We start from the raw sequence: 23,744 nt of genomic DNA, 5'->3' as shown, positions 1-23,744 counted from the left end.
GGCGCTTTCCCTTTTTCGTTCTGGAGGTCAACCCATGTCCGATGATTCCAACAACTACAGTTTCGGCGGCCGGATGTCCGTCACCGGCGGCACCGACAATTACGCTCCGTCCGATGTCAATATCGAGCTCGATCCGACCAACATCAAGACGGATGCAACCGCCAACGGCGACGGCACCGCCTGCTACACCTCGACGCCGAAGCTCTACGGCGCCAAGATCAAGTTTCGCGATCGCTCGGGCATCGTGTGGAACGACGTTCTTCGCAAGACGATGGACTGGACCATCGTCGAGGAGGACAACAACGTGACGCACGTTTTCACCTCGGCGCGCATCGTCGGCGAGCCCGTCGTCGATCGCTCCAACGGCGAGGTGACGGGCTGCGAAATTCGCGGCTCGCAGTATCAGAAGCTCAACAACTAACGGGCTTTCGCGCCGGCGGGGTGAGCTCGCCGGCGCTTTCTCTCTCGACCAAACTGAGGAGGTGCCGCCATGGCGCGCGAGACCAAGGAAATCACTCTCAAAAAGCCGTTCGCCGATGGCAAGGGCGGCACGGTTACAAAGATCGTGCTGCAGGAGCCGAGCGCGCAGGACTTTTTCAAGTTCGGCCCGGTGCAAACCTGGGTGCGCGCCGCCGGCGGCATGGCGCTCGTTGACGAGGATGCGGCGATCGCGGCCTATACCGAGCGTGCGATCATCGAGCCAAATCCGCTGCTCGCCATGAGCCAAATGTCGCTGCTCGACGCGATCGCGGTGCGCGAGGCGCTTCTCGGTTTTTTTCGCGAATCGGCGCCGGCGCCGGCGCAGCGGGAGAATCCGCCGACATAGGCGCGATTTGGGATTACGTCGTTCTCGGTGCGCGCATCGCCGATGCCGACGCGGCCGATAATGCCGGGCTGTCGGACTTGGTGCGATGGGCCGATCGCGCAATCACGGTACAAAGGAAGCGGGGCGGTAAATGAGTCAGATCCTCGAAGCAACGGCGATCATCAAGGGCAAAGACGCGACGGGCGGCGCCTTCGATGCCGTGGCGAGCAAGATCGGCCGTATCGCCCGCGCCGCCAATGCGCTCAACCGCGATGTTCAAAAGCAAATGACCGTCGCCTCGACGGCCGCCGCCAACGCCGAGCGGCACATCGACCGCACGCAGCGCGCGCAAGCCTCGATCGCGCACGGCTATAAGATGGCGATCGGCGGCGCCGCCGTCTACAGCGGCGCGCATGCCATGAGGGCGATCGCCGAGCGCGCGGCCGAGGCGTCGGAAAACCGGGCGCACGAGCGCCAGCGCATGGACGCCGCCGGCATGTCGGCGCACGAGATCGAGGAGGCCGGCAAGCTCGCCGGCGATATCTCGAAAAAGTTTCCCTCGCTGTCGCAAACCGAAATGATGCACACGGCGCGCAACGTGCGCTCGATGGTTGGCACATTCGAGGAGGCAACGCACGTCTTGGAGCCGCTCGCCCGCCTGCGCGTCGTGGCGCTCGGTGCGCATCCTGAGAAGGCCGAGGAGCTCAACGAAGATTTTGACAAGCTCGCGAAGGGCATGGAAATCAAGGGCGTGACGCAGGATCGCGGCAAGTTCGAGCACTACATCGATAACATGGCGAAAGCCGTCAACGTGTTCGGCGATACGCTGCGGCCGACTGACTATTACGAAATGTTCAAGTATGGCCGCGCCGCGACCAACGCTGTGAGCGATGATTTCATGCTCAAGACGGCGCCGACGCTGGCGCAGGAGCTCGGCGGATCGTCGGCCGGTAAGGCGCTGTCGAGCTTCTACACGCAATTCGTTGGCGGCAAGATGTCGAACAAGGCTGTTGAGGCGCTCGGGCAATATGGGCTGATCGACAAGGATAAGGTGATCAAGACCAAAACCGGCAACGTCAAGGGCGTGAAGCCCGGCGGCATCGTCGGCGAGGAGTATCTCAAGCCCGGCCAAACCGATCCCTATATGTGGGTGAATAAGGTTCTGATCCCGGCGCTCGCGAAAAAGGGCGTGACCGATCCTTCGAAAATTCAGGAGATCATTGCGGCGATCTCCTCGCAGCAGACAACCGCGCAGATGATGGGGATTTTTGCCACTCAACAGGCGCGCATCGAAAAGGATAAGGAGCTCGTCGCCGGCGCAAAGGGCGGCTCGGCGGCCGAGGACTATCAGAAGAACGATCCCAAGGTGATCCGCAAGTCGATCGGCGCGCAGGCGGATAACCTGCTCGCCAACACGACCGAAACGGCGATGCCGGCGGTTAATCAGGGCATGAACTGGTTTGCGAGCGGGCTTTCCTGGGCGGCCGAGCACGCCAAGTCGCGGCCCGGCGACATCGCCGCCGGCGGCGGATGGCTTGCGGCCATGGGCGGCGCGCTGTCGCTCGACACCACGCTCGCCGGCCTGGAAAAGATCACCGGCAAGGGTGGTACATCGTTCATGGCGAGCAAGGTCGCGGCCTCGCTCGCGCCCGTGCTGGCGCTGCCGCAGATTGCCGACGCGGTGATGGACGATCACGACCTTGAGCGCTTGAAGCGTTACGAGGCCGGGCCGCGCTACCCGCTCGATCAAGAGGCCGCGCTCGGCGGCTCGGGATGGGGGCCGGCGCGCGACGAGCAGGGGCGCATGAAAAACCCGAGTTGGCTCGATCGGCACATCTGGCCCGAGGATGACGGCCGGGTGGCAGCGCGGGCGCGCCTCGAAAGGGAGCTTGAGGGCTTTGGCTACAATCGCAACGTGACCGAGGGGCGCTATCGCGGCGGCGATGCCGGCTGGACGATCGACGACATCCGCAAGGCGACGGGCATCGGCTCGGGCGAGCCCGTCAAGGCGCAGATCGAGGGCAACGCGACGCTCACGACGATGGTCACGGTTCAACCGGCGGCCGGCTTTTGGGCGCAAGTCGAGCAGAAGGTCGAGAACGCGATCAACGCCTTTCGGGCGAGCGGATCCTCGGCCAAGGGCTCGACGGGCTCGACCGGGCAATCGAGCCCCGACGCATCGCCGGCGCCCTGATCTTAAACAGCCGCTAGGCTTCGCAGCGGCGGCCCGTGGTGCGTTAAATCCGATCGGCCGGGACGAACTACCGGACAGCAGAGAACGGGCGGCCCTGGCGGGCCGCCTTTTTTGTTTCGTACGATACAAAGGGCAACCGGCATGGCGACGCAGCAGGGCCGCGACTGGCTCACGAGCCTTTGGCCGGCATCTTACAAAGGGGTGCCGTTCTACTTCGAGGAGGACAAGGAAGCCGGCGGCCGGGGCCTTGTCATCCACGAGTTCCCGAATCGCGATGATCCGTTCGTCGAGGATCTCGGCGAGGCGCCGCGCTTCTACAGCGGCGCGGCCTATGTGCACGGCGACGCGGCCGACGCGCTCGCCTCGGCCCTGAAAACCGCGCTCGCCTCGCGCGGCGCCGGCATTCTCGTGGTGCCGTATTTCGGCCCGGTGACGGTGCATTGCAAGGATTTCGAGCGGGCGACGCAGCGCGACAAAATGGGTTATGTCGCGTTCGATCTCAAATTCGTGCGCAAGGGCGCGAGCTCTGCGCTCGTCTCGATCCCGCTGCTCGCCAACATCGCGTTTCAGGCGGCCGACAATCTGGCGAGCGCGATCGCGCTGTCGCTGCCGGCGGCGATCTCGACCTATGGCAAGCCGGCGGCGGCCGTTGCCGCTGTCACCGACACGCTCGCCCAGGGCGCGGCGGCCGTTGATGTGTTGCGGCAATCCTACCCGGTTGATCCGGTGGTGTCGGGCGCGGTGCGCGATGCCGTCGGGCCGCTGATCGCGAGCATCCCGGCGGCGATCACCAACACCGCCGCGCCGGGCGGCGATGCCGTCGCGGCTGTCGCGAGCCTTGTCGGGCTCGTGCGCCAGACCATGGATGCGCTGCCGGCGGCCTCGGCGACGCGCGCGGCGCTGGAACTGGCGGCGTCGTTTCCCGACACCTCGGGCGCGGCGACGGTTGTCGGCACCGTCGAGCTCGCCGGCCCGGTCTATCGCACGCCGACGCAGAAGCTCGCCGCCGACAACGCCGCCGCCGCCGCGCGCGCGGTGCGGCTGGCCGCGCTCACGGCGTACGCCGAGTCGGTGTTGCGCACGACGTACACCTCGCGGCCCGAGGGCGTGACGGCGCGCGGCGAGCTCGCCGAGCGCTTCGAGAATGAGCTTTATCAAACCGACGGCGCCGAAAACGCGGCGCTGTTCCTGGCGATCGAGCAGCTACGCGACAAGGTAATCGCCTGGCTGTCGCAAGCGATCGCCAACCTCGCGCCGGTGATCACGGTCGAAAGCGCAAGGCTGCGGCCGTCGCTCGCGCTCGCCTGGATTCTGTACGCCGATCCGAACCGCGCCGACGAGCTCTCGGCGCGCAACGCCGTGCAAAACCCGTTCTTCATGCCGCGCACGATCGAGGCGCTGTCGAGGTAGTCGCGATGGATATTTCACTTGCATTTGCGCTCGGCTACGGCCTCGGCGGGCAAAACCCCGTCGTGACAGTGCTCGCCGGCGGCGCGCAGTGGACGGCATGGCGGCGCGTCTTGGTGCGCGCGGCGTTCAAGTCTGCGGCGCGTTCATTCCAGATCGAGGCGGCCGCCGAGCCCGGCGGCGCCGCAACGGCCTGGACGTTCAAGGCCGGCACGCAAATCGATATCCTGTTCGATGGTGCGCTCGCCTGCCGTGGTTACGTCGATCGCTATCAGCCGAAATTGAGCGAGCATAAGCGCGCCGAGATCACGATCTCGGGGCGCTCCAAGTCGCAAGATTTCATCGACTGCAGCGCGGTTCACGACACCAACCAATTCAAGAACAAGGATCCTCAACAGATCGCCGCCGAGCTCGACAAGTTCGGCGTCGGCATTTCGACGGATCAGCAACTCAAAAAGGTGCCGATTTATCGCGTCACGCCCGGCGAGACGGCGTTCCGGTGCCTGGAAAAGCTTTGCCGCGAGCAGGGCGTCTTTCCCGTCGGGCAGGCGGATGGCTCGATCAAGATCACCAAGGGCGGGCAGAAGCGCCACGCCGGCGGCCTGATCGAGGGCATCAACCTCAAAGAGATCGAGGCGGATCATAATTGGAGCGGCCGGCATTCCGACGTGATCGTGCGTGGGCAGAAGCCCTACGGGCACGGCGCCGACGCCTTGGAGATCGAGGGCCTCGCCCGCGACGCCGAGGTCGGGCGCTACCGCCCGGTGATCGTCTATCACGACGGCGACACCGACAACGACCGCGCCAAGAAACGCGCGACGACACGGCGCGATCGCGAGGCCGGCAACGCGCTCAAGGCCAATGTGACGGTGCAGGGATTCGCCGACGACGGCGGCGCGCTTTGGGAGCCGGGAAATCTCGTGTTCACCGATAGCGACTTTGCCGACGTGCATCAGGATATGGCGATTGAGACGGTGGAATGGTCGCAGGATCGCGACGACGGCTCGCTGTCGGTGCTGTCGCTGGTTGATCCGCGCGCGCTCGGCGGCAAGGGCACAAAGGGCGGCTCGGCAGGCGGCGCCTGGGGCACGGATGCGGGGGGCGATTGAGAAATGTGGATGTGGTTTCCCGAGGGGCAAGAGGGTTTGCTAGGGCATCTGCGGCGCGCGACGGTGCAGAAAACCGACGATAGCGGGACGCAGCAGATCCTCAAGAAAATGACCGGGCTCAAAACCGAGCATTTCGAGGACGTGTATCGGCCGCAGATGCACGGCTTTTCATCGCACGCGCCGAGCGGATCGGAGGGCGTGTTTCTCGCGCTCGGCGGCCGATCCGATCGGCTGCTCGCGCTCGGCTTCGAGCACAAGGATCATCGGCCGAAGAACACGCCCGAGGGCGGCACCATCCTTTACAACCACACGGGCGACGTGGTGCGCGTCTTCAAAGATCAGCTTGAGGTGTATCACACGAAAACGATCAAGCTCTCGATCGGCGCCGGCGTGAAGCAGAGCGACGATCAGAGCGTGACGATCACCATGTCGAAAGACGACGTGACGATTACCAAAAAGCAAGCCGTGGTGAAGCTGACCGATGGCGACATCGAGATCACGCACCCGACGCAAGTCGTCATCACCTCGCCGCACATCAAGCTCGGCTCGGTCAACGCCTCGACGCCTGTCGCGCTCTGCGGCGGTGCATGCGCAACCAAGGTTTTTGCGGAATAGCAAGCATGGCATCAGATGTTGTGATCCGCGTCGCCGAGGGCTGCGCGGAGGAGTTCAACCTGCTTTGGGATACGGTTTGGAATCCTAATCGCGGCGTTGGCGATTGGGCGCCGGCCAAGCCTGACGAGATCAACAATCGTGGCGGACTTCGCGCCAAGGCGGCAATCGAAACCGCCGTGATCCTGGCGCTGTTCACCGACAAGCGGATCGCGCCGGATCATCCGCTCTACTTTCTCGCCGACGGCGAACAGGGCGGCTATTGGGGCGACGGTGTGCCGCTTGAGGATGATCACCCCGGCTCGTGGCTTTGGCTCTTGGAGCGCGCGCCGCTCACCATTCTCGGCCTGCCCGCGTCCCACTATGCCGAGCAATTCGCGATCGAGGCGCTCGCGCCGTTGAAAGATCAAGGCGTGTGCGTGCGCATCGACGTGAGCGCGACGCAATACCCGATCGAGGGGCGGCTTGAGCTTTCCGTCGCGCTGTACGGCCGCGACGGCGCGCTCGTCTACAACCGCAATTTTGATGTTCTCTGGAATCAGGTGGCGCGCTGATGTTCGCAATTCCTACGCTTAACGACTCCGTTGAGCGGGCGCGCCGCGCGTTCCGCTCCTATCTTCCGAGCACGAATGCATGGATCAAGCCGAACAACATCAACCCGACGAGCAAGGTTTTTGGCGGTATCGAGCATCTGATTTTTCAGTTCGCCGACTACATCCAGAAACAGAAATTCGCGCTGACGGCCGACGGCGAGAACCTCGACAAGCACGGCGAGGAGCTCGGCCTGTCGCGGCGCCCGGCGCGGCCGGCGTCGGGCAAGGCGTCGATTGTGACAACCGACGCGCTCGCCGTCGATGCCGGCGCGGTGCTCACGCGGGACGACGGCGCGCGCTATCTCGCCACGGCCGCCGGTACGATCCCAGGCGCCGGCACGCTGATCGTGCCCGTGATTGCGGCGGTGAGCGGTGCGGATAGCAACGCCATTGCTAACACGCCGCTCGATCTCACCTCGGGCTTTAGCGGCCCAGGTCTCACCGACGCAACCGCGAGCGTTGATAGTGCGGGCATCGTCGGCGGGCTCAATGTGGAGGAAGACGGCGCGCCGTATACCGGCGATCTCGGCACGTTCCGGGGGCGCATCCTATTCCGCAAGCGCAACCCGCCGGCCGGCGGCTCGCCGGCGGATTATGTGACGTGGGCGAGCGAGGTTGTCGGCGTGACGCGCGTTTTCGTCGAGCGCAGGTTCAACGGTCCCGGAACGGTTCGCGTGTTTCCGTTGATGGATGATCTTTACGCCGATGGCATCCCGCAAGCGGCGGATATCGCCCGCGTCGCCGAGGCAATCGACTTGGTGGCGCCGGCGGCGGCATTGGTGACGGTCGCGGCGCCGGTGGCGCTGCCCGTGCCGATCTCGATCGGACGGCTCAACCCGTTTACGACGGATGTCGAGGAGGCGATCAGGGCCGAGCTCGCCGCGAGCTTTCGCACCAACTCGCGCGTTGCCGGAATCGATGTTCCGATTGCGCCGATGCCCTATATCGCGTCGCCGACATCGTTCTCGCGCTCGTGGATTTGGCAGGCGATGTCAAACGCCGCCGGCGAGGCGAGCGCGGCGGTGAGTCTGCCGGCCGACGACATCGCTCTCGCGCCTGGGCAGATTCCGACGCTCGGTAGCATGACGTTCGCGGCCAACTAAGCGAGGCACTCAGATGTCAGGATGTGAGCAGGCGCGCCCAGCGCCGCTGCAATGTCGCACGCCTAACGAGGTGCTCGAAGCGGTGTTGCAGCTATTGCCGCGCGGGCGCGCATGGCAGTCAAACGAGGGCGGGCCGTTGCCGGGGCTCGTGCGGGCTTTCGATCCCGGCGTGTTCGATGATCCGCCATTTCAGACTAGAAGCCGTGTGCCGAGCGGACTGCTCGGCTTCTGGCGATCGATCTCGACCGTCGTCGCCTTCATCCTGCAGCGTTATTGCGATCTGCGGCTTGAGTTTTGGTGCGCGACGCACAAGGAGACGCATGATCTGTGGATGATGGAATACGGCTTGCCGGACTCCTGCGATCCGTTCCCTGATCTCTGCACCAAGGTCGCCGCGCTCGGCGGCGCGACTTGCGAATACTACGCCGAGGTTGCGGCGCGGGCCGGTTGGTCGATCGCGTGCGAAAGCATCAACAACGATTGTGGCGGCATGGCCGGCACGTTCCAGGCGGGTTGCAGTTGGCCGGGCGGGCAGATCGGCGGCGCGCGGCTGCTGATCGTCGTCAATCTCAACGAAAGCCCGGCCTACACGGCGCCGGCGGAAGTGCTGCCCTATGCCGGGCACATGCAAGCCGGCGGCGGCCTCGCCTGCGATCCTGACATCACGCCATTGAAATGCATCCTCGATCGCGTCGTGCACGCGCACATCGAGGTCACTTATCAAACCATCGGGGGGTAATCCGAAATGACCGATATTCTCGGGCCGTCGAACGCGCGTTTCACGGTGACGCAGCGGCCGGCCGAAACGCGCGTGTTCGGCGCAAGTGATACGTGGTTTGCCGACTGCTCGTCCGAGCTCGCCAATGACGGCACTCGCGTCATGGCATCGTGGCTGAATGCGATCATTGCGCAGTTGCGCAACGGTGCGCGCATCAACGGAGCTCTTGCCGCCGGCGGCCCCGTCGTGACGGAGGACAACTCCGATCAGATGTTCGCGAATGCGATGATGTATCTCATTCAGCGCGGACAGACGAATTACGGCGACGACACGGGCACCGCCAACAATCTCGTGGTGAACCTGTCGCCGCAGCCGAAAGAGCTCAAGAAAGGGCAAATCGTCGTCGCTACGGTGAAGTTCACCAATAGCGGCCCAACGGTGCTCAATCTCAACGGCCTCGGCAACAAAGCGGTTGTCCGATCCGACGGCTCGGCGTTGCAGTTTGCCGATATCATCGGCGGATCGATGCAGGCTTTCGGATGGGACGGCAACCGCTGGCAATTGCTGTGGATGCAGCGCCAGCCGGGATCGCCGATCTATCTGCAGGCGGCACAAGACTACTACGTCTCGAATACCGGATCGGACACGAACGACGGACTCACGCCGGGCACCGCCTGGGCGACACTGCAATACGCAATGTCGTTTATCACGCGGTTCAATTTGAATGGGTTCAACATTCAAATTCACGTCGCGAACGGCAACTATGCGGCGCTTCGCTGTCAGATGATGTCGGGCTCTGGCTTCGTCTACTGGATCGGCAACCACGCCAACCCGCAAGCTTGCGTCGTGGCCGGCGTCAACATCAGTGCTATCTCGGTTGTGAACTGCGGGCAGGCGCATCAATTCGACGGCTTCTCGGTATCGGCCGGCGGAACGTTCGGCGCCTCTGGCTCCCAGGACGGAATGAACGGCGTACAGGTGTCGGGCGCCGGCACCTCGACGACGCTCACAAACTTCAATTGGGGCACTTGCAACGGCTCTCACCTCGCGGTGTCGCAAGCCGCCGTCGTCACCTATGCCGGCGCGATGAGTGTGAGCGGGTCGCCGCAAGGCGGCAACCCGCTCATGACGAGCGGATGGCACGTCTACTGCGCGAACGGCGCGATCATTCAGCAACCGAGCCTGACGAGCGTTTCGCTCACGATCCTTGCCTCGATCGTGTGCGGCAACGGCGGCGGCTGGGTCGAGTGCTCAACGATGTCGCTCGTGCAAATCGTCTATTCGTCGATCGTCAACGGCGCGGCCGTCACCGGGCAGAAGTTCTATGTCGCAAACTATGCGGTGATCTCCGTCGTCGGCTCCGGTGACAATCACTACCCCGGTTCAAGCGCAGGCGTGCGCGGCCCGAATGGTACTTACGGCTAAGGAGGCCGATTCATGACGTTTCGTTTCACCCCGGCGGATTGGTACTGGCTCGCGGACGACGGGCGGGTTTGGTCGAGCAGGGTCGCGGCGATCGTGCCGGCGAACGATCAGGCATATACGGCCTGGGTCGCGGCCGGCAATGGTCCGTCGCCCTGGCCTACCGATGCGAGCGGCGCGCAGACAACCGCGTCCCTGCAAGAGGTGCTCTCACCCTATGGGTTGTGGGCCGATCTCAAAGCCTACGCCAACGCCAAGCAATGGGCAAAAGCGAGTGGCGGTTATCTGGCGACGATCAGCGGCGCGCAAGTGCCAATCTCGACATCGACGGAAAGCCTCGGCCTGATCGCTGGCAAGGTGGCGCGGCTGCAGCAAGCCAACCCGCCCGCCTCGGTGCAGTGGCAGACCGCCGAGTCGACGTTCGTTACAATCGCCGCCGGCGACTTTATCGCCGCATCGATCGAGATCGCCGATTTCGTGCAAGCGACTTTCGACAAGCTTGCGGCGGTGATGGCGAAGATCGACGCCGGCGTGATCACCACATTTTCGCAGATCGACGCCGGCCTCGCCTAGCCTCTGCTGCGCATTCATTCAACTAACAGGGCCGCCCGCTTGGGCGGCCTTTTGCTTTTGAGACAAGGGCGGGCTTGCAATGACTATCAAGCACAAGAAAACTGTTTTCGCCGAGGATGGCACCGATCCGAATGCGGTGCATCCGTCGGATTGGAATGACGAGCACGTGCTCGACGGCCTGCTCGCCCTATGGGCCGGGCTCGCGCCTGTCGCCGGTACGCTGCCGATCGTCGCCGCCGACGGCTCGGGCGCGCTCGCGCCGATCTCGGCGCCGGCGCTTGCGATGCTGTCGAAACTGACGGCGGCGGCGATGCTGACGGCGATCGGCGGTGTCGGGCCGGACAGTCCGAATTTCACGGGAATGCCGACGGCGCCGACGGCGGCGCTCGGAACGAATACCGGGCAGATCGCCACCATGGCGGCGCTGCAGGCGATGCGCGCCGATCTCACCGGCGGCGCGCCGGCTCTGCTCGACACGCTCAAGGAATTGTCGGACGCGATCGGCGCCGATCCGAATTTCGCGGCGACGATCACGACGGCGCTCGGCAACCGCTTGCGCGTCGATGCCGCCCAGGCGCTCACCTCGGCGCAGAAGGCGCTGGCGATCGCAAACCTCGCGCTCGCAACGGTCGCCGTGTCGGGCGCCTATGCCGACTTGAGCGGAAAGCCGACGCTCGGCACCGCCGCCGCGCTCAACGTCGGCACCACGGCTAACAGCGTTGTGCAGCTTGACGGCAATGCGAAGTTGCCGGCGATCGACGGTTCGCAATTGCTCAACGTGTCGGGATATGTGAGCTATCTCGCCGCCCAGGCGCTGAGCGATGCGCAGCGACTTCAGGCGTTGGCTAACGCCGGCGTGCAGCCCGAGGCCGGCCGCTTCGTCTATTCGAGCGCGACGGCGTGCAAGTTCATGCCGCGAAATGGCGATCTCGTCAGGGTCAACGGCTCGGTTTATCGCCTGCCCTCTGGCGGCGTCACTTTCCCGAATACCGGAGTCAACATCGACGGCACGGGCACGGGAAACTTGGCGCCGAGCACGCTCTATTATGCCTATCTCATGAACGTCGGCGGGGTGCTGACTCCTTCTTTTTCAACGACGGGGCATGCTACCAGCGCGACGGCTGGTAACAGTGGCACCGAGATCAAGACTGGCGATGATACGCGAACGCTCGTCGGCATGGTGTACACCGACGCGAGCGGGCAGTTTTACACCAATTTGGTTGCGAGTTGGTTCAATCGCCGCACTCGCGTGTTGTCCGGCCCTCTCTTGAGTAGCATCGCCTCGCCGTCGGGCTATTTTCAAGAGATCGCGCCGGCAACCGGCCCGAGCGCGCCGGGCGCTCGTTGTTACTTCTTGGTATGGAGCGACGAGCCTGTCGTGCAGGGGTCAACGATGTTGAATTATTCGACATCGGCGACAACAAATATGGGCTGTCAAATGGGCTATGCCGCCGGCGGCAACGCTGCGGCTGCGGTCGGCCCGAGTACGGTGCAGTATACCAATACGGCCAACAATCAATGTGTGAGCGCCGTCGCCGCCTTGGTTTGCACCGAGGGGCTTTTCTACGGAACCGTGCTCGGCGGCAACAATGCCGGATCGGCGACGGTTTCCGGGCAAGTCACCGTGTCGGGCATCCGAGGTTAGGCGCGTGCGATCCTCTCTCGCGGCGCTCGCCCTGGCGCTGGTGCTGGCGGCCTCGCCGGCGCACGCGCGGCCGCATCACCATCGGCATCACCATCGCGCGGCCAACGTCAACGAGCCCGGTCAGCCGTCGGCCTGCGCCGGCATTCAATGGTGCGGGTGTTGGCTGCGGCTGCACCTCGGCATCGGCGATGCGCGGCTCAATCTGGCGCGGGCCTGGGCGTCGATCGGCGAGGCCGTGCGCGGCCCGGCGGCCGGCGTCGTCGCGGTGTGGCCGCACCATGTCGGGCTGATCACCGAAAACCTCGGCGGCGGCTTGATCCGCCTCCTATCCGGCAACGATGGCAACGCGGTGCGCGAGCGGGTGCGCTCGACGCGCGGGATCATCGCCTATCGAAAGGTCTAGGACATGTTCTCGCAATCCATCATTGACGCAATCACGGCCGCCGCCACCAAGGCCGGCATCGAGCGGCCGGCGCTGCTCGCGCTCGTCGAGGTCGAAACCTCGGGGCATCCTTTCGAGCAGGACGGCCGCACGCCGGCGCTCCTCTATGAGCGACATGTCGCCTGGCGGATGGCTGCGGCGGTGTCCAGGGCGCTGCAGTCCGCCTTCGCGCGCGCCGGCTTCGCCATTCCGAAATGGTCCAAGGCGACGCAATACAAGGATCAGGGCACGAGCGCCGGCCGGCTGGCGCTGATCGCCAAGGCGCGCGCCGTCAACGAGGAGGTTGCCAATCAATCGGCGTCCTGGGGCCTCGGGCAAACCATGGGCTTTCTGCACGCCGAGCTCGGCTTTGCCTCGGCCTGCGCCATGGTCGAGCACATGACCGGCAACGTCGCCGGGCAGATCGAGTGCATGATCGGCGAGCTCCGTCGCAAGGGGCTGATCGACGAGCTCAACGCGCACGCCTGGGCGCGCGTCGCGCTCGGCTACAACGGCAAGGGCTACCGCGCCAACAACTACGATGTGCGGCTCGCCGACGCCTATAAGCGGTGGGTGCGCAAGCTCGCCGGCGGCGCCGTGGTGGCGCCGGATGACGTGCCCGCCGACGACATCAGGGCGGTGCAAATCAAGCTCCGCAAGCTCGGCTATGCGGCCGTTGGCAATCCTGATGGCCGGTTCGGCGTCAAGACGGTGGGCGCGCTGTCGGCGTTCCAGGCGCATGAGGGTTTGCCCGTGACGGGCAAGCTCGACGCCGCGACGCGCGAGGCGCTGAAAACCGCCGAGCCGATCGAGGCGCCGCGCGATCGCAAGCTCGCCGATGCGCCCGAGCTCAAGGCGGCCGGCTCGCGCACCATCGCGGCGGCCGACAAGGGCTCGCTGATCGCCTGGGCGAAAGGCATCGCGGGCACCGTGCTCGTTGGCGGGGGCACGGCTGAAAAGGCCGGCTTGCTCGATCAGGCGCAAGACATGATCGACAAGGCGAACCAAGCCAAGGGCGTTGTTGACTCGGCTGGCGAGCTCGCCCGTGCGGTGTTTTCCGGCGGCGCGCCGATCGTCGTCGGGCTCGTGCTGATCGCTGGCGGTGTGGCGGCGTGGTTCCTGTTCGCCAAGATCAAGGCTTATCGCGTCGCGGATCACAACAGCGGGGCGCACGCCGGCCCGATCGTCGAGGACTGACACATGATCGCATCACTGTTCTGGACGCTCGCCGGCCTCGCCGGCGCCGGTGGCGGCCTGTGGATCGCCGCACTGTTCATGCCGACGGTTGCGGCGCTGCTCAAGGCTGCGCTCGACTTCCTCAAATCGCCGCTCGGCACCGTGGCCGGCCTGCTCGGGCTCGTCGCGGTGCTGTACGTCGCCGGCTGGATCGCTGGCGACGTGCACGGCTCGAATGCAGTGCGCTCGGCGTGGCGCGCCGATGTCGCGGCGAAATCCAAGGCGGCGGCGGTGCGCGAGCTCGCCTTGCGCGCCGACATGCAGAAGCTCGCCGATCAGGTGCTCGCCTATGACGGCGTTTTTTCCAAACACATCGACGATAAGGTTTCAACCTATGTTGCGAAAACTCCTGACGTTGCTTGTCGTCGCGCTACTGATGCCGACGTTGGGCGGCTGCTTTCTATCCGTTAATCCGCCGCCGCCGGCGCCGGCGGCGGCGCCGCAGATCATGCCGCGCCAGTGTCAGCGCGTGTTGCGTGAGGTGCCTGATCCCGGCGTCAAGGTCGGCGACGATCTCGGCAACGTCGCCGCCGGCTACCGTGCGGCCTATCTGAAAGCCAATCATCGCATCGTTGCGGGGCGGGCGTGCGACGATCAGCAAGCCGTCGCGATCGAGCGGGGGGCCAAGTGATGCCCGGCGCGCCGTTGGATCACGGCGCCCTCACGCAAGAGGTTTTGAACCTCAAAGAGGGACACGGCGAGTTGCGAAAAGAATTTCGCATGCTCGACGGCAAGGTCGATGCCGGCTTTTCTCTGCTCGCCTCGAAGATCGACGCGGGTCGGAAGATCGAATGGACTCCGATCAGCATCATTGTTTCGGCGCTGCTCGCGATCGGCGCCGCGCTCTACTACCCGGTGCGCGAGGCGATATCGGAAAGCAAGGCGCAAACCGAGATCGCGCGCCGCGAGAACGAAGCGCGGATCATCAAGCTTTGGGATGCGACTAACGCGACATCGCGCGAGCTCGAATTTCTCAAAGGGCAATTGCACCCGCTGCAGAAGCCTTAAGGGCGGCGCGGGCAAGGGGCACACTCACACATGACTGAATTGAGCGACGCCGAGCTCGCGAAAGCGGCTGCGGCATACAAAGAGCATGGTTCGGAGCGCAAGGCCGCGCGCGCGCTCGGCCTGTCGAAAACGGCGATGCATGAGCGGGTGAAGCGTGCCGCAGAAAAGGGCCTGCTCGGCTTCAAGCCGGTGTTGCCCGGCTATGAGCTCAAGCGATCCTCGGCGCAACTCGACAAGGCCGGCAACGTCGAGAAGGAATGGGTAACGCAGCACAAGGAAAGCGGCCCGGTGTTCCAGATGGCGCCGGGGCAGATCCTCAAAGGGGCCTCGGCGTTCGTCGATGCCGAGGGGCGCATCCGGCATCAATGGATCAAGACGAAGGCCGATAGCGCTGCGCCGAAACTGATCGAGGCGCTCAAGGCCGAGTTCAGCGCCTATGACGGCCGCGCGCCGATCATCCGCAAGCCGGCGAGCACCGATCGCGATTTGCTCAACGTGCTGCCGATCGCTGATCCGCATATCGGCATGTTGTCATGGGGCGAGCAGACCGGCGCCGACTATGATCTCAACATCGCCCGCAAGCGGGTGTTGAGCACGTCGGCCGAGGTGATGAACCGCGCGCCGCGCGCCCGCGAGTTGCTGATCGCGAACCTCGGCGACTGGTATCACGCCAACGATCAGCGCAATGTCACGCCAAAGAGCAAGCACCAACTCGACGTTGATGGGCGTTGGTTCAAGGTGCTGCGCACGGGCGTCCGGCTGTTCATTGACGTGATTGAGCTCGGCTTGCGCCGGCACGAGCTCGTCGAGGTCGTCAACATTCCCGGAAACCACGATCCCGAGGCCGCCGCCGCCCTGGCGCTGGCGCTGTCGTGCTTCTATTCGCGCAACAAGCGAGTCAAGATCGCGTTTCCTTCCGATATCTATTATCGGCAGTTCGGCGCGACGCTGCTCGGCTGCGCGCACGGCGACAAGGCGCCGCCCTCGCGCATGGCAATGGCGATGGCTGTCGATCAGCGCGAGGCATGGGGCCGCACGGCCTATCACTGGTTTCTGTACGGCCACATTCACAACGAGAAAGTTGACACTCACGGCGACGTGCGGGTCGAGTCGTTTTCGACGATCGCCGACAAGGACTCGCATGCGTTCGGCGGCGCGTGGCGCTCGTCGCAATCGCTGCAATTGATCACGCTGCACAAAAAGGACGGTCCCGAGGGCCGTGTAATCCGCAACATCCCGCCGCCCTCGATGAGGCGCGCGGCATGAGCGGGCGCCGAGACGGTTATCAGCAACTCCAAGACGGCGAGTGGGTGCGGCCGGTTCGGCGCGGGTTCGCCGATCAATGCTGCGATTGCGGCCTCGTGCACGTGATCGACTACGTGATCGAGGACGGTGTTTTGTATTTCAGGGCGCGACGCGATCGCCGGCTCACCGCCGCCGCTCGCCGCGCCAAACGCAAAGGTAAGCGCAATGGCAAAGTGTGACCATGACGATTTGGGCGACAAGTCGGGCGATCCGCCGCGCAACGTGATCGAGCAGGGCGCCGAGGCGATGCGCCAATTGCAGGCGGCCGCCCAGGCGGCGAGCTCGCCGGCGCCGGCGGCTGCGAAGGCGAACAATCCGAAAGATGCGTTCGGCACGCTTAAGGCGTGTCTGTCGTGGCTTCCGATGGAAGTCGTTTTCGAGGTGGCGCTCGCTCTCGCCGAGGGCGGGTTCAAGTATGGCGGCCACAACTACCTTGAGGCCGCACCGCGCGCGAGTGTGTACGTCGATGCCTGCGATCGTCATCAATTCCAGTTCTGGAATCTCGGCGAGGAAGTGGACGCGGAAAGCAAGGCGGGCTTGCATCATATCTCGAAGGCAATCGCCTCGTTGATGGTGCTGCGCGCCGCGCAAATTCACGGGCGATGGATCGACGACCGGCCGCCGAGGGCGCCGGCCGGCTTTCTCGACGAGCTCAACGGCAAAATGAAGATGCTCGCCGAGGCGTTCCCTGATCCGGTCGCGCGCTATCTCGCCGACGGCAAGCGCGGCCCTGGCCGCATCGTCGAGGGAGTGTGAGAGTGGCAACTCGACGGTGCGAGCGTCCGGATTTGCGTCGTTCTGGGGGTGGGTACGGATTTTAAAGTCAAGCGGCTCGCGAGAATATCTCAGAAAGTGGCTTCAAAGCATTGCCGTTATCAGAGAATTTTGCTCCATCAAACGCCAGAACGTAAACATCACTAAAGACGCTTGGCCGAACGGATGAGCGTGTGACAAGAATTGAAACAACAAGAACGTTGTGCTCGTGCCGTTCTTCAAGATAGCTCTTGTAGGAGTTTGTGATCTTCCTTAAGGCGACTAGAGAGCTGCGCGTCAAGAAGCTCTTGCTGGCACTAACCTCGATGATCGCGTGTACATTTTTGTATTTGTATAGAATATCGACCACGAAGGTCTCGCCCAACTTCGCGTTTGTCAGGGCGATATTGCGATACGTAAAGCCTGTTAACTCGAAAGGCGGTACACCGCCCGCGATGGCTTGTCCGACGATGAGTTCAAACGTCTCCTCCTCTAGGACGAGGCTCGCTCCGCGTGGGATTTTGGTGGGGCTAGCGCTGTCGGGCAGGGGATGGTCGGGTATATCGCCATCTTTTGGGGGCGGCTCCACGGCTTCCGACTCTTTTTTCTGTGCCACCTGCTGCACGGATGCCGGCGCAGTGTTCCAGCGAAAATAAGAGTCGTTTCGCAGAAAGATAGCGAATATTCGCTCTATGAACGACAGCTCGGTTACGAGTGTTGCTACTATCATCATGCCGAGCGCATATGTCCCGGGGTGATTAGCGGCGAAAGTGAGGGCCAGGATAAAAACGCTGCCAGCGATCTTGGTGCTTCGCTCGGCGTTTGTGAACGACGCGAGTACGAATAAGCCAGTCAGAAGGCATATTCCCGCGAGGTGCTGCGGCGTCAGCTTGTCCAAGAATTGGATGGTGTCTGGCATGCTATGTCACTACCACAGATTTAGTGTGCTGTGCCACAGCGACCGGACTGGCCAAATCAGAATTGGACGTTTCGGCTCGCGGTTGTCAATCGAAGCCTCTAGGCTGGCCGAGGAGAGGCGCGCTCTCCTCTCATTGGTCGTGTATCAGGCCGCTAACGCTTTCTTCGCGGCGTGGGCCAGAAAGCCCGATCGGGTGAAGCCTTGCTGTTCGGCGTAGCTGTCGATTTCGCTTAGAATGTCAGCTGGGAGTGTGATGTTGACGCGTACACTCTTAACCTGCTCGGCGGGAGCGGGCACTAGGACGGCAACGCCGTCCCTGTTTTCCGGGGCTGACATAATCGCTTCCAGGGTTGAGGGCTCCGGAACGGCTTCCCCGTCTTCGGCCAAGCCTTCGAGATGAAGGGCCAAAGCCTCTGCGGCCATATCTCGCGCTTCGTCGAGGCTGCTACCAGCAGTGATCACGCCGGGAAGATCAGGAAATGAAACCCCGTAATCGCTGTCGGCGTCCTTATGGATTAGGGCGATATAGTAACGCATTCTACGTTTCCTCTGTGGTGGGAGAGGCAAGCCATCCGGCTATTGTAAGCGTCCGCTCTCCAGCGGTGCGCTGATAGTTATTTCAGCTTTAATGCTGCCTGCTTTTCGATACTCCTCAGTGTCCCAATTGGGATGTCCTTCTTGGGATGAGGGACGGTCACTCGGCCCTTCTTCGTCGGGTGCTTGAATTGAACGTGGCTGCCCTTCTGGGCGACCTGTTCCCAACCATCGGCTTTCAAGGCTGAAATGATGTCCGTCGATCTCATGTGTGTATTTGTACACACAAGGGCGTGCGGCGTCAAGTGTATAAATACACACTGCCCGCGCAGTTCCGTGGAGTGCGGTGCATTCTGGAAATGCGACGTTGACTATTGGTTCCGCTGAAGGTGATCTGGCAGTAACTTCAGGTTGTCGGAGCCAACGGTGTGTTTCGTCAATTCTTAATATATTGCGTCGCCTTTACTGGGTTCCCGCCCACGGCGATCGGCTCGGGCTATGGGCTTTTAGCCGCAGCGGACAAAGCGGACTTTGATAAGCAGTTCCCGGGCGCGCACGAAAAATTAGTCAATTTTCTCAATTATATGATCTATGTCATGGTTGAGCATACGTTTCCGTATGTGATGCTGTGCGCTCTTGCGGCTTTCATTTGGGTACTTATAATTGCGGAACCAAAGGCCGTAGCCAAGCGTAACTTTAAGGAACGACGCCTGAAGGTGAGGAGCTGACAATGGACGAAGCGGCCATTCGTGGAGCTCTATATATCGTTGCGGTTGTGCTCGTTTATGCAGTGCTCTGTCGAGGTCTGCTGTACGCAACCGAACCCTTCCGTGCCAAGATGCTGGATTTATACCAGCAGATGATCGCATCGGATCGCATGGAGCCTGCACTGCGCGAGCTACTCGATGAGTATATGGACAAGGTTTATAGCAGTTGGGCTGCGTGGCAGCTCGCTGGTGTCATGATTTGCGCCGTGTTCGTTGTGCTGCCCACCCGCAAGATCGCTGAACTTTTTGTGGATTTGTCGCCGATTGACGCTCTGGAAGATGTCCCGGAGCCGCTCAAGAAGGATTTCGATAGATTCACGTCGTATGCAATGGCTGCTACCATCGCTAATAGTCCCCTAGCGCTTGCCATTTTTGCTCTCGCTGGGGTGATAGGGGTGGCGCTGTTTGTACAGTTGAAGGTCATCTCAAGGATCGTCGCCTCTCACCGGCACGGCACCGCGTTCCTTCACCGGGCGGCGCACTAATTCTGATGCGTTCGGCGGCAGACGCGGAGCCTATGCTTGCGCGGCAGCTTGCCCGCCTTGACGGGCTTATCGGCGAGCGTAACCTCCTCGTGGTCGCGCAGCCTGAGCCGGATGCAGGGCAGAGTTCTTGGGCGGGGGGCGCAAGTGGTGATGCGGCTCGTTAACGACCCGAAACGGTCTAAGTCCTTGCAGAAACGCTCTTCCAACGCTCGATTATTTCCTCGATGTGCTCTGTTGTGAGAATTACTCCACCAGATAGATCGCGCATGATGAAGTCCTGAAAGTGCGGGTTGGCCTTTGGGCCGTCCGGGCTTTTCAACCACTCTTGGGCAAATTGATAGCTTTCGGTCGCGATAAGGTCGGCCCCTTGGAGCGGCAACACCTCCGACACTGTCGCAAAGCCTATGCCCGCAATCTCAGGATACTTTTCGCGCTGCGACTTGTAGAAGCGACCCCATATTTCAAGCTGGCGACGGACACCTTGATCGAAGACGATAACGAGCGGTTGCCCCGGCTTCCGAAATCGGCACGTAGCAAGCACGGAGTCCACGCATTTAACGAAACATAGTGCTTCGGGCGGCGCGACTTCCTCCACCATAGGACCCACGACCAACTTGTTCCAAGCAATCCGGTCAACGGCAACGGCGAAAGTGACAAGGCCAATATCCAAGATGACATGTCGGAACAAATAGTTGAGGCGATCTCGTTCCGCCAAACTGTAGCCTTCAAATTCGCCTCGCTTGGCCCGAAGCGGCGCAAGATGAAACTGCTTGAGGGGTGGCTTCCCGGGAAGTGGATTTTCTAGAAGCGCCCTCCAAGCCGTCTCGAAGACGTTCCATTGCTCCTCCGTTCCCAGAAGGCCGCCAAAGGCCACCACGGGCGAGTCCGGATGTGTTCCGCTATCGTCGAAATAGGCAGCCAGCATCGCGTTCATTGCCTGAGGAAAGACCGCTAGCACGAGGCGCGATCAGACTGGGAACGAAGTCAAACACCTTGGGCGGACTGGGCGGATTTTGGGCGCATCTGTTCGTTATTTGGAGCGCAAGAACGACACGAAACGCAAGTTGGAACGTAGCGAGGAAATTAAAAAAGCCCTTGTCTTAAAGGGCTTTAGATGGTGGGCGCACAAGGGATCGAACCTTGGACCTCTCCCGTGTGAAGGGAACGCTCTCCCGCTGAGCTATGCGCCCGGATCCTGGTGGCTGCCGGCCGTGGGGCCGTAAGAGGCAGCTGCCGAAGCAGTCCGTCGGAGCCCGCGATTTACGAAGCGCGGGCAGGGGGTGTCAAGGATTTGCGGCGCCGCTGGCGAGGAAAACTGCCGGGGTGCGGTGGCCCGTCCTCGATAGGGGCCGAAACCGGCCCTCTCGCGGGCCGGCCTCCATACTGAAGCGAGGGGCAGATATCCGCCGCACTCGGCGCCGATCCGGCGGCCTCAGGCCCCGAGCTGCCGTGCTCGCGAGGCATGAGACTGCAGCGCGCGGATGCGGTCGGCCAGGGTGCCGCCTTGCGGACCGCCTGCGCCGGCTGCAGCGGCCGGAGCCGCGGCGACGCCATTGGCGTTGGCCGGCTTGGCGGGGGCCGGCTCGGCGGCCAGCATGGCTTCGATGGTCGAGTTCGGGCCCTCGATCTGCATTGCGAGCTTGGCCACTTCGGCGGCGATGTCGTTGATGCGCTCACGCAAGAGCGCGTTCTCCATCCGCTCCTGGGCCCAGGTGCTCTCGGCCTGCTGCTGGATCGCGTTCATCTCGCGCTGCAGCTTGGTGCGCTCGTCGCGGGCGGCCTGCAATTGCTCTTCGAGGGCGGCCTTCTCGGATTTGAGCCGCTCGAATGCGGCCGACTTGCCGCTGCCGAAGCCGGCCAGCTCCTCGCGCAGCTCCTTCAAGGCGCGGTCGGCGGCCACGTTGGCCTCGCGCAACTGGTTGTTCTCGAAATCACGTTCGGCAAGCAGCTTGCCCTGGGTCGACAGCCGGCCTTCGAGGTCGGCGACGCGGGTCGCCAGCATCTCGGCTTCCTTGACCTGGACGATCAGCTGGCGGTCGAGCTCGGTGACGCGCTGGCTGAGATTCTCGACCCGCGCGCGGGCGTCGTTGAGCGCCTTGGTCGCGGTGTCGGATTCGTCGCGCTCCAGCGCCAGCCGCGTCTGGGTCGCGGAGAATTCCTTCTCGGCGTCGGCCACGCGGCTGCGCAGCTCCTCGACCTGGGTCCTGACCGACACCAACTCGACCTGCCGGCTGTCCGCCAGCAGCGCCTTGTCGTTGAGCTCGGTGCTCAGCCGGACCAGCTCGGCCTGCTTCTCCTTCAGCGCCTGCTCGGCGGCGCGCAGCGCCTCGGTCTTGGCGGCGAACTCCTCTTCCGTGGCGCGGAGCTGGTCCTTGAGCGCCTTCTCGCGCGCCTCCAGCGCGAAGATCGCAGCGTTCTTCTCGCCGAGCTCGATCTTCATGCGGTTGATGGCGTCGGTCTTCTTGCCGAGGTCGGCGAGCTGGCCGGTGGCCTTGTTCTTGAGCGCGTCGACGCTCATCTCCAGCCGCCGCGCCGACATCGCGAACTCCGCGCGCAGCTGGTCCTTGTCGGCCTGGATCTCGGCCATCGACAGCGGCGTCGCCGCCTCGAGCCGGCGCGTCGTCAGCCGCACCGCACGATTGTGCACCAGCGGCACGATCATCAGCGCACAGAGCATGGCGATCAGAAAACCGATCGCAAAATACATGATCGGCTCGACCATGACGCACAACTCCCGGTCCAAAATGATTAACGGAATCACAATGCACGGCGGGCTGATTCAACGCCAGCCCAATGCCGTGTTAACCTTGATCCGTCGCGGGAGAACGTGTCCTAGCGGTACCAGCCGGCGACCTCAGAAAGGGTTCCAGGTCGCACTTGGGGTGAACTTGAGGTAGCCGACATTGGCGCCGAGCCGCAGGCCGATCCCGGATCGGATCGGCACCAGCACGATGTTGTTGGCGGTCAGCGCCGTCATGCCGAAGCCGCCGACGATATAGGCCGAGCCGTCGATGCCGACGAAGCGCTGATAGATCGCGCTGGTGGCCGGCAGGTTGTAGACCAGCGTCATGGTGCGGGCGCCGTCGCCGCCCCAGTCGAAGCCGAGCGAGGGGCCCTGCCAGTAGACGCGGAGGTCGCCGGCGTTCTTGGTGTAGAGCGTGCCCTCGCCGTAACGGAGACCGGCGACGAAAGCACCGGCGCCTTCCTCGCCCAGGATATAGCCGTTCGGCAGGCCCCATTGGCTGACGGCGCGCTCGATGACCGAGGCGAGGCCGCGCGAGACGTTGCCGAAGAAGCGGTGGCCGGCATTGACGAGCTCGTCCGGATTGAAGCTGTCCGGGCTCGGCGCAGGGCGCGGCGGCGGTGCGGGCTGCTGATACGGCTGCGCAGCCTGGTAGGGCGGCGCAGCAGGCGGGGGCGCCTGCTGCGCGGCGACCGACGCGGTCATGGCCAGCACGGCCGCTAGCGTGGCGGCGGCAAGGCGTGATGCGAAACTCATCGATGGAAATCCCCTGCTATCGGCTGCCCGAGCCTCGCCTTAACCTGACGCCAACCCCATCGGGCGATTGTCGGGCGAGGGGCGATGCCCCTGCGACTCCCATGTTATCGGCACCAACTATGACCGCACAACGGCAACAACCGAACCAGACCGGATCAAAGTCGCTGTTTCGCCTTGTAATTGCCTCTATCGCGCTCGCTGGGCTGCTGCTGCCGGTCGGCGCGCCGGCGGCCACGACGCAGCGCATCATCTCCGACCGCTTCAGCGGGCTGGCGATCGACGGCTTCGACCCCGTTTCCTATTTCGTGGATGGCAAGGCCCTGCTGGGACTGCCGGATTTCGAGGCGTCCCAGGGTGGGGTGGTCTGGCGGTTTCGCAACGAGGGCAATCGCGCCTCCTTCCTGGCCCATCCGGAGGTCTACGGCCCGCAATTCGGCGGCTACGACCCGACCGATGTGGCTCGCGGCGTGACGGTGGCCGGCAACCCGCGTTTTTTCGTCGTGGTCGAGGAACGGCTGTTCCTGTTCAACCGCGAGGAAAGCCGCGACGCCTTCGCGACCGACCCGAGCCGCTATCTGCCGCGGGCGGAAGCTCGTTGGCCGGCGCTGGAGGAGGATCTGCCGCAGTAGGGCGGCA

At 63.5% G+C, this 23,744-nt stretch carries 29 protein-coding genes and 1 tRNA gene; 23 read left to right on the top strand and 7 right to left on the bottom strand.

The features are described 5' to 3' along the window. The first annotated feature begins 34 nt into the window (after positions 1–34). From QX070_RS01480 to QX070_RS01385, 20 genes are all read left to right on the top strand, one after another. On the top strand, positions 35–421 hold the full coding sequence (locus QX070_RS01480; protein WP_315734167.1) for a hypothetical protein: 387 nt from the start codon (positions 35–37) through the stop codon (positions 419–421). Positions 422–490: 69 nt separating this feature from the next. Next, complete coding sequence (locus tag QX070_RS01475) at positions 491–826, top strand: hypothetical protein (protein ID WP_315734165.1); 336 nt, start codon at positions 491–493, stop codon at positions 824–826. 130 nt (positions 827–956) lie between these two features. Then, entirely contained in the window at positions 957–2,999 is a 2,043-nt protein-coding gene (locus QX070_RS01470) for a hypothetical protein (RefSeq protein ID WP_315734164.1), read from the top strand. Between the two features lie 141 nt (positions 3,000–3,140). Then, entirely contained in the window at positions 3,141–4,409 is a 1,269-nt protein-coding gene (locus QX070_RS01465) for a DNA circularization N-terminal domain-containing protein (protein ID WP_315734163.1), read from the top strand. A 5-nt stretch (positions 4,410–4,414) separates the two neighbouring features. After that, entirely contained in the window at positions 4,415–5,515 is a 1,101-nt protein-coding gene (locus QX070_RS01460; protein WP_315734162.1) for a phage baseplate assembly protein, read from the top strand. 9 nt (positions 5,516–5,524) lie between these two features. Beyond that, complete coding sequence (locus QX070_RS01455) at positions 5,525–6,130, top strand: phage baseplate assembly protein (protein WP_315734160.1); 606 nt, start codon at positions 5,525–5,527, stop codon at positions 6,128–6,130. Continuing rightward, entirely contained in the window at positions 6,103–6,681 is a 579-nt protein-coding gene (locus QX070_RS01450; protein ID WP_315734158.1) for a phage GP46 family protein, read from the top strand. Before QX070_RS01455 ends, QX070_RS01450 begins: the two co-directional genes overlap by 28 nt. Beyond that, positions 6,681–7,823: a baseplate J/gp47 family protein gene (locus QX070_RS01445; RefSeq protein WP_315734156.1), complete on the top strand. Its 1,143-nt coding sequence runs from the start codon at positions 6,681–6,683 to the stop codon at positions 7,821–7,823. The genes QX070_RS01450 and QX070_RS01445 overlap by 1 nt, the downstream gene beginning before the upstream one ends. Before the next feature lie 136 nt (positions 7,824–7,959). Beyond that, on the top strand, positions 7,960–8,562 hold the full coding sequence (locus tag QX070_RS01440) for a hypothetical protein (RefSeq protein ID WP_315734154.1): 603 nt from the start codon (positions 7,960–7,962) through the stop codon (positions 8,560–8,562). 6 nt (positions 8,563–8,568) lie between these two features. Then, positions 8,569–9,966 (top strand): hypothetical protein, encoded by a 1,398-nt coding sequence (locus QX070_RS01435; protein ID WP_315734152.1) that lies wholly within the window; start codon positions 8,569–8,571, stop codon positions 9,964–9,966. 12 nt (positions 9,967–9,978) lie between these two features. Further along, complete coding sequence (locus QX070_RS01430) at positions 9,979–10,536, top strand: DUF4376 domain-containing protein (RefSeq protein ID WP_315734150.1); 558 nt, start codon at positions 9,979–9,981, stop codon at positions 10,534–10,536. A gap of 166 nt (positions 10,537–10,702) precedes the next feature. After that, positions 10,703–12,181, top strand: a complete 1,479-nt coding sequence (locus tag QX070_RS01425) for a hypothetical protein (RefSeq protein ID WP_315734148.1) — start codon at positions 10,703–10,705, stop codon at positions 12,179–12,181. A 4-nt stretch (positions 12,182–12,185) separates the two neighbouring features. Then, positions 12,186–12,584 carry a hypothetical protein gene (locus tag QX070_RS01420; RefSeq protein ID WP_315734146.1) on the top strand — a complete coding sequence of 133 codons (399 nt, stop codon included), beginning with the start codon at positions 12,186–12,188 and terminating at the stop codon, positions 12,582–12,584. A 3-nt stretch (positions 12,585–12,587) separates the two neighbouring features. Beyond that, on the top strand, positions 12,588–13,799 hold the full coding sequence (locus tag QX070_RS01415) for an N-acetylmuramidase domain-containing protein (protein ID WP_315734144.1): 1,212 nt from the start codon (positions 12,588–12,590) through the stop codon (positions 13,797–13,799). 3 nt (positions 13,800–13,802) lie between these two features. Continuing rightward, positions 13,803–14,249 carry a hypothetical protein gene (locus tag QX070_RS01410; RefSeq protein ID WP_315734142.1) on the top strand — a complete coding sequence of 149 codons (447 nt, stop codon included), beginning with the start codon at positions 13,803–13,805 and terminating at the stop codon, positions 14,247–14,249. Beyond that, positions 14,215–14,469: a hypothetical protein gene (locus tag QX070_RS01405; RefSeq protein ID WP_315734140.1), complete on the top strand. Its 255-nt coding sequence runs from the start codon at positions 14,215–14,217 to the stop codon at positions 14,467–14,469. Before QX070_RS01410 ends, QX070_RS01405 begins: the two co-directional genes overlap by 35 nt. Then, positions 14,469–14,846, top strand: coding sequence for a hypothetical protein (locus tag QX070_RS01400; RefSeq protein WP_315734138.1), 378 nt, complete (start codon positions 14,469–14,471; stop codon positions 14,844–14,846). The genes QX070_RS01405 and QX070_RS01400 overlap by 1 nt, the downstream gene beginning before the upstream one ends. Positions 14,847–14,876: 30 nt before the next feature. Further along, positions 14,877–16,112 (top strand): hypothetical protein, encoded by a 1,236-nt coding sequence (locus QX070_RS01395; RefSeq protein WP_315734136.1) that lies wholly within the window; start codon positions 14,877–14,879, stop codon positions 16,110–16,112. Continuing rightward, the gene (locus tag QX070_RS01390) at positions 16,109–16,330 is read left to right on the top strand and encodes a hypothetical protein (protein WP_315734134.1); all 222 of its coding nucleotides are present in this window, start codon (positions 16,109–16,111) and stop codon (positions 16,328–16,330) included. The genes QX070_RS01395 and QX070_RS01390 overlap by 4 nt, the downstream gene beginning before the upstream one ends. A 43-nt stretch (positions 16,331–16,373) precedes the next feature. After that, positions 16,374–16,907 (top strand): dATP/dGTP diphosphohydrolase domain-containing protein, encoded by a 534-nt coding sequence (locus tag QX070_RS01385; RefSeq protein ID WP_315734132.1) that lies wholly within the window; start codon positions 16,374–16,376, stop codon positions 16,905–16,907. Between the two features lie 67 nt (positions 16,908–16,974). On the opposite strand, the gene QX070_RS01380 is transcribed toward QX070_RS01385, so the two are convergent. The 3 genes from QX070_RS01380 to QX070_RS01370 all read right to left on the bottom strand — a co-directional run bounded on the left by QX070_RS01380 (position 16,975) and on the right by QX070_RS01370 (position 18,626). Continuing rightward, entirely contained in the window at positions 16,975–17,823 is an 849-nt protein-coding gene (locus QX070_RS01380; protein ID WP_315734130.1) for a hypothetical protein, read from the bottom strand. Positions 17,824–17,967: 144 nt separating this feature from the next. Beyond that, positions 17,968–18,360: a type II toxin-antitoxin system HicB family antitoxin gene (locus tag QX070_RS01375; RefSeq protein WP_315734128.1), complete on the bottom strand. Its 393-nt coding sequence runs from the start codon at positions 18,358–18,360 to the stop codon at positions 17,968–17,970. 77 nt (positions 18,361–18,437) lie between these two features. Then, complete coding sequence (locus tag QX070_RS01370; RefSeq protein ID WP_315734126.1) at positions 18,438–18,626, bottom strand: type II toxin-antitoxin system HicA family toxin; 189 nt, start codon at positions 18,624–18,626, stop codon at positions 18,438–18,440. A gap of 159 nt (positions 18,627–18,785) precedes the next feature. On the opposite strand from QX070_RS01370, the gene QX070_RS01365 reads away from it, so the two are divergent. Both QX070_RS01365 and QX070_RS01360 read left to right on the top strand, forming a co-directional pair. Continuing rightward, a complete protein-coding gene (locus tag QX070_RS01365; RefSeq protein ID WP_315734124.1) occupies positions 18,786–19,085 on the top strand; it encodes a hypothetical protein in 300 nt (99 codons plus the stop codon). Between the two features lie 2 nt (positions 19,086–19,087). Continuing rightward, positions 19,088–19,609: a hypothetical protein gene (locus QX070_RS01360; RefSeq protein ID WP_315734121.1), complete on the top strand. Its 522-nt coding sequence runs from the start codon at positions 19,088–19,090 to the stop codon at positions 19,607–19,609. Positions 19,610–19,787: 178 nt separating this feature from the next. On the opposite strand, the gene QX070_RS01355 is transcribed toward QX070_RS01360, so the two are convergent. From QX070_RS01355 to QX070_RS01340, 4 genes are all read right to left on the bottom strand, one after another. Further along, positions 19,788–20,534, bottom strand: a complete 747-nt coding sequence (locus QX070_RS01355) for a hypothetical protein (RefSeq protein ID WP_315734119.1) — start codon at positions 20,532–20,534, stop codon at positions 19,788–19,790. A 190-nt stretch (positions 20,535–20,724) separates the two neighbouring features. Then, a tRNA-Val gene (locus QX070_RS01350) sits at positions 20,725–20,799 on the bottom strand. 242 nt (positions 20,800–21,041) lie between these two features. Then, a complete protein-coding gene (locus QX070_RS01345; protein WP_315734117.1) occupies positions 21,042–22,331 on the bottom strand; it encodes a hypothetical protein in 1,290 nt (429 codons plus the stop codon). Positions 22,332–22,463: 132 nt separating this feature from the next. Next, positions 22,464–23,108, bottom strand: coding sequence for a DUF1134 domain-containing protein (locus QX070_RS01340; RefSeq protein ID WP_315734113.1), 645 nt, complete (start codon positions 23,106–23,108; stop codon positions 22,464–22,466). Positions 23,109–23,227: 119 nt separating this feature from the next. Here QX070_RS01340 and QX070_RS01335 point away from each other — a divergent pair, with 119 nt between their 5' ends. Beyond that, a complete protein-coding gene (locus tag QX070_RS01335; protein WP_315734111.1) occupies positions 23,228–23,737 on the top strand; it encodes a YHS domain-containing (seleno)protein in 510 nt (169 codons plus the stop codon). Positions 23,738–23,744: the final 7 nt, after the last annotated feature.

Source organism: Bradyrhizobium sp. SZCCHNR1093 (assembly GCF_032381175.1).
Lineage (GTDB): Bacteria > Pseudomonadota > Alphaproteobacteria > Rhizobiales > Xanthobacteraceae > Bradyrhizobium.
Note: the sequence above shows the minus strand (reverse complement) of the source record. Positions and strands in the feature narration are given on the sequence as shown.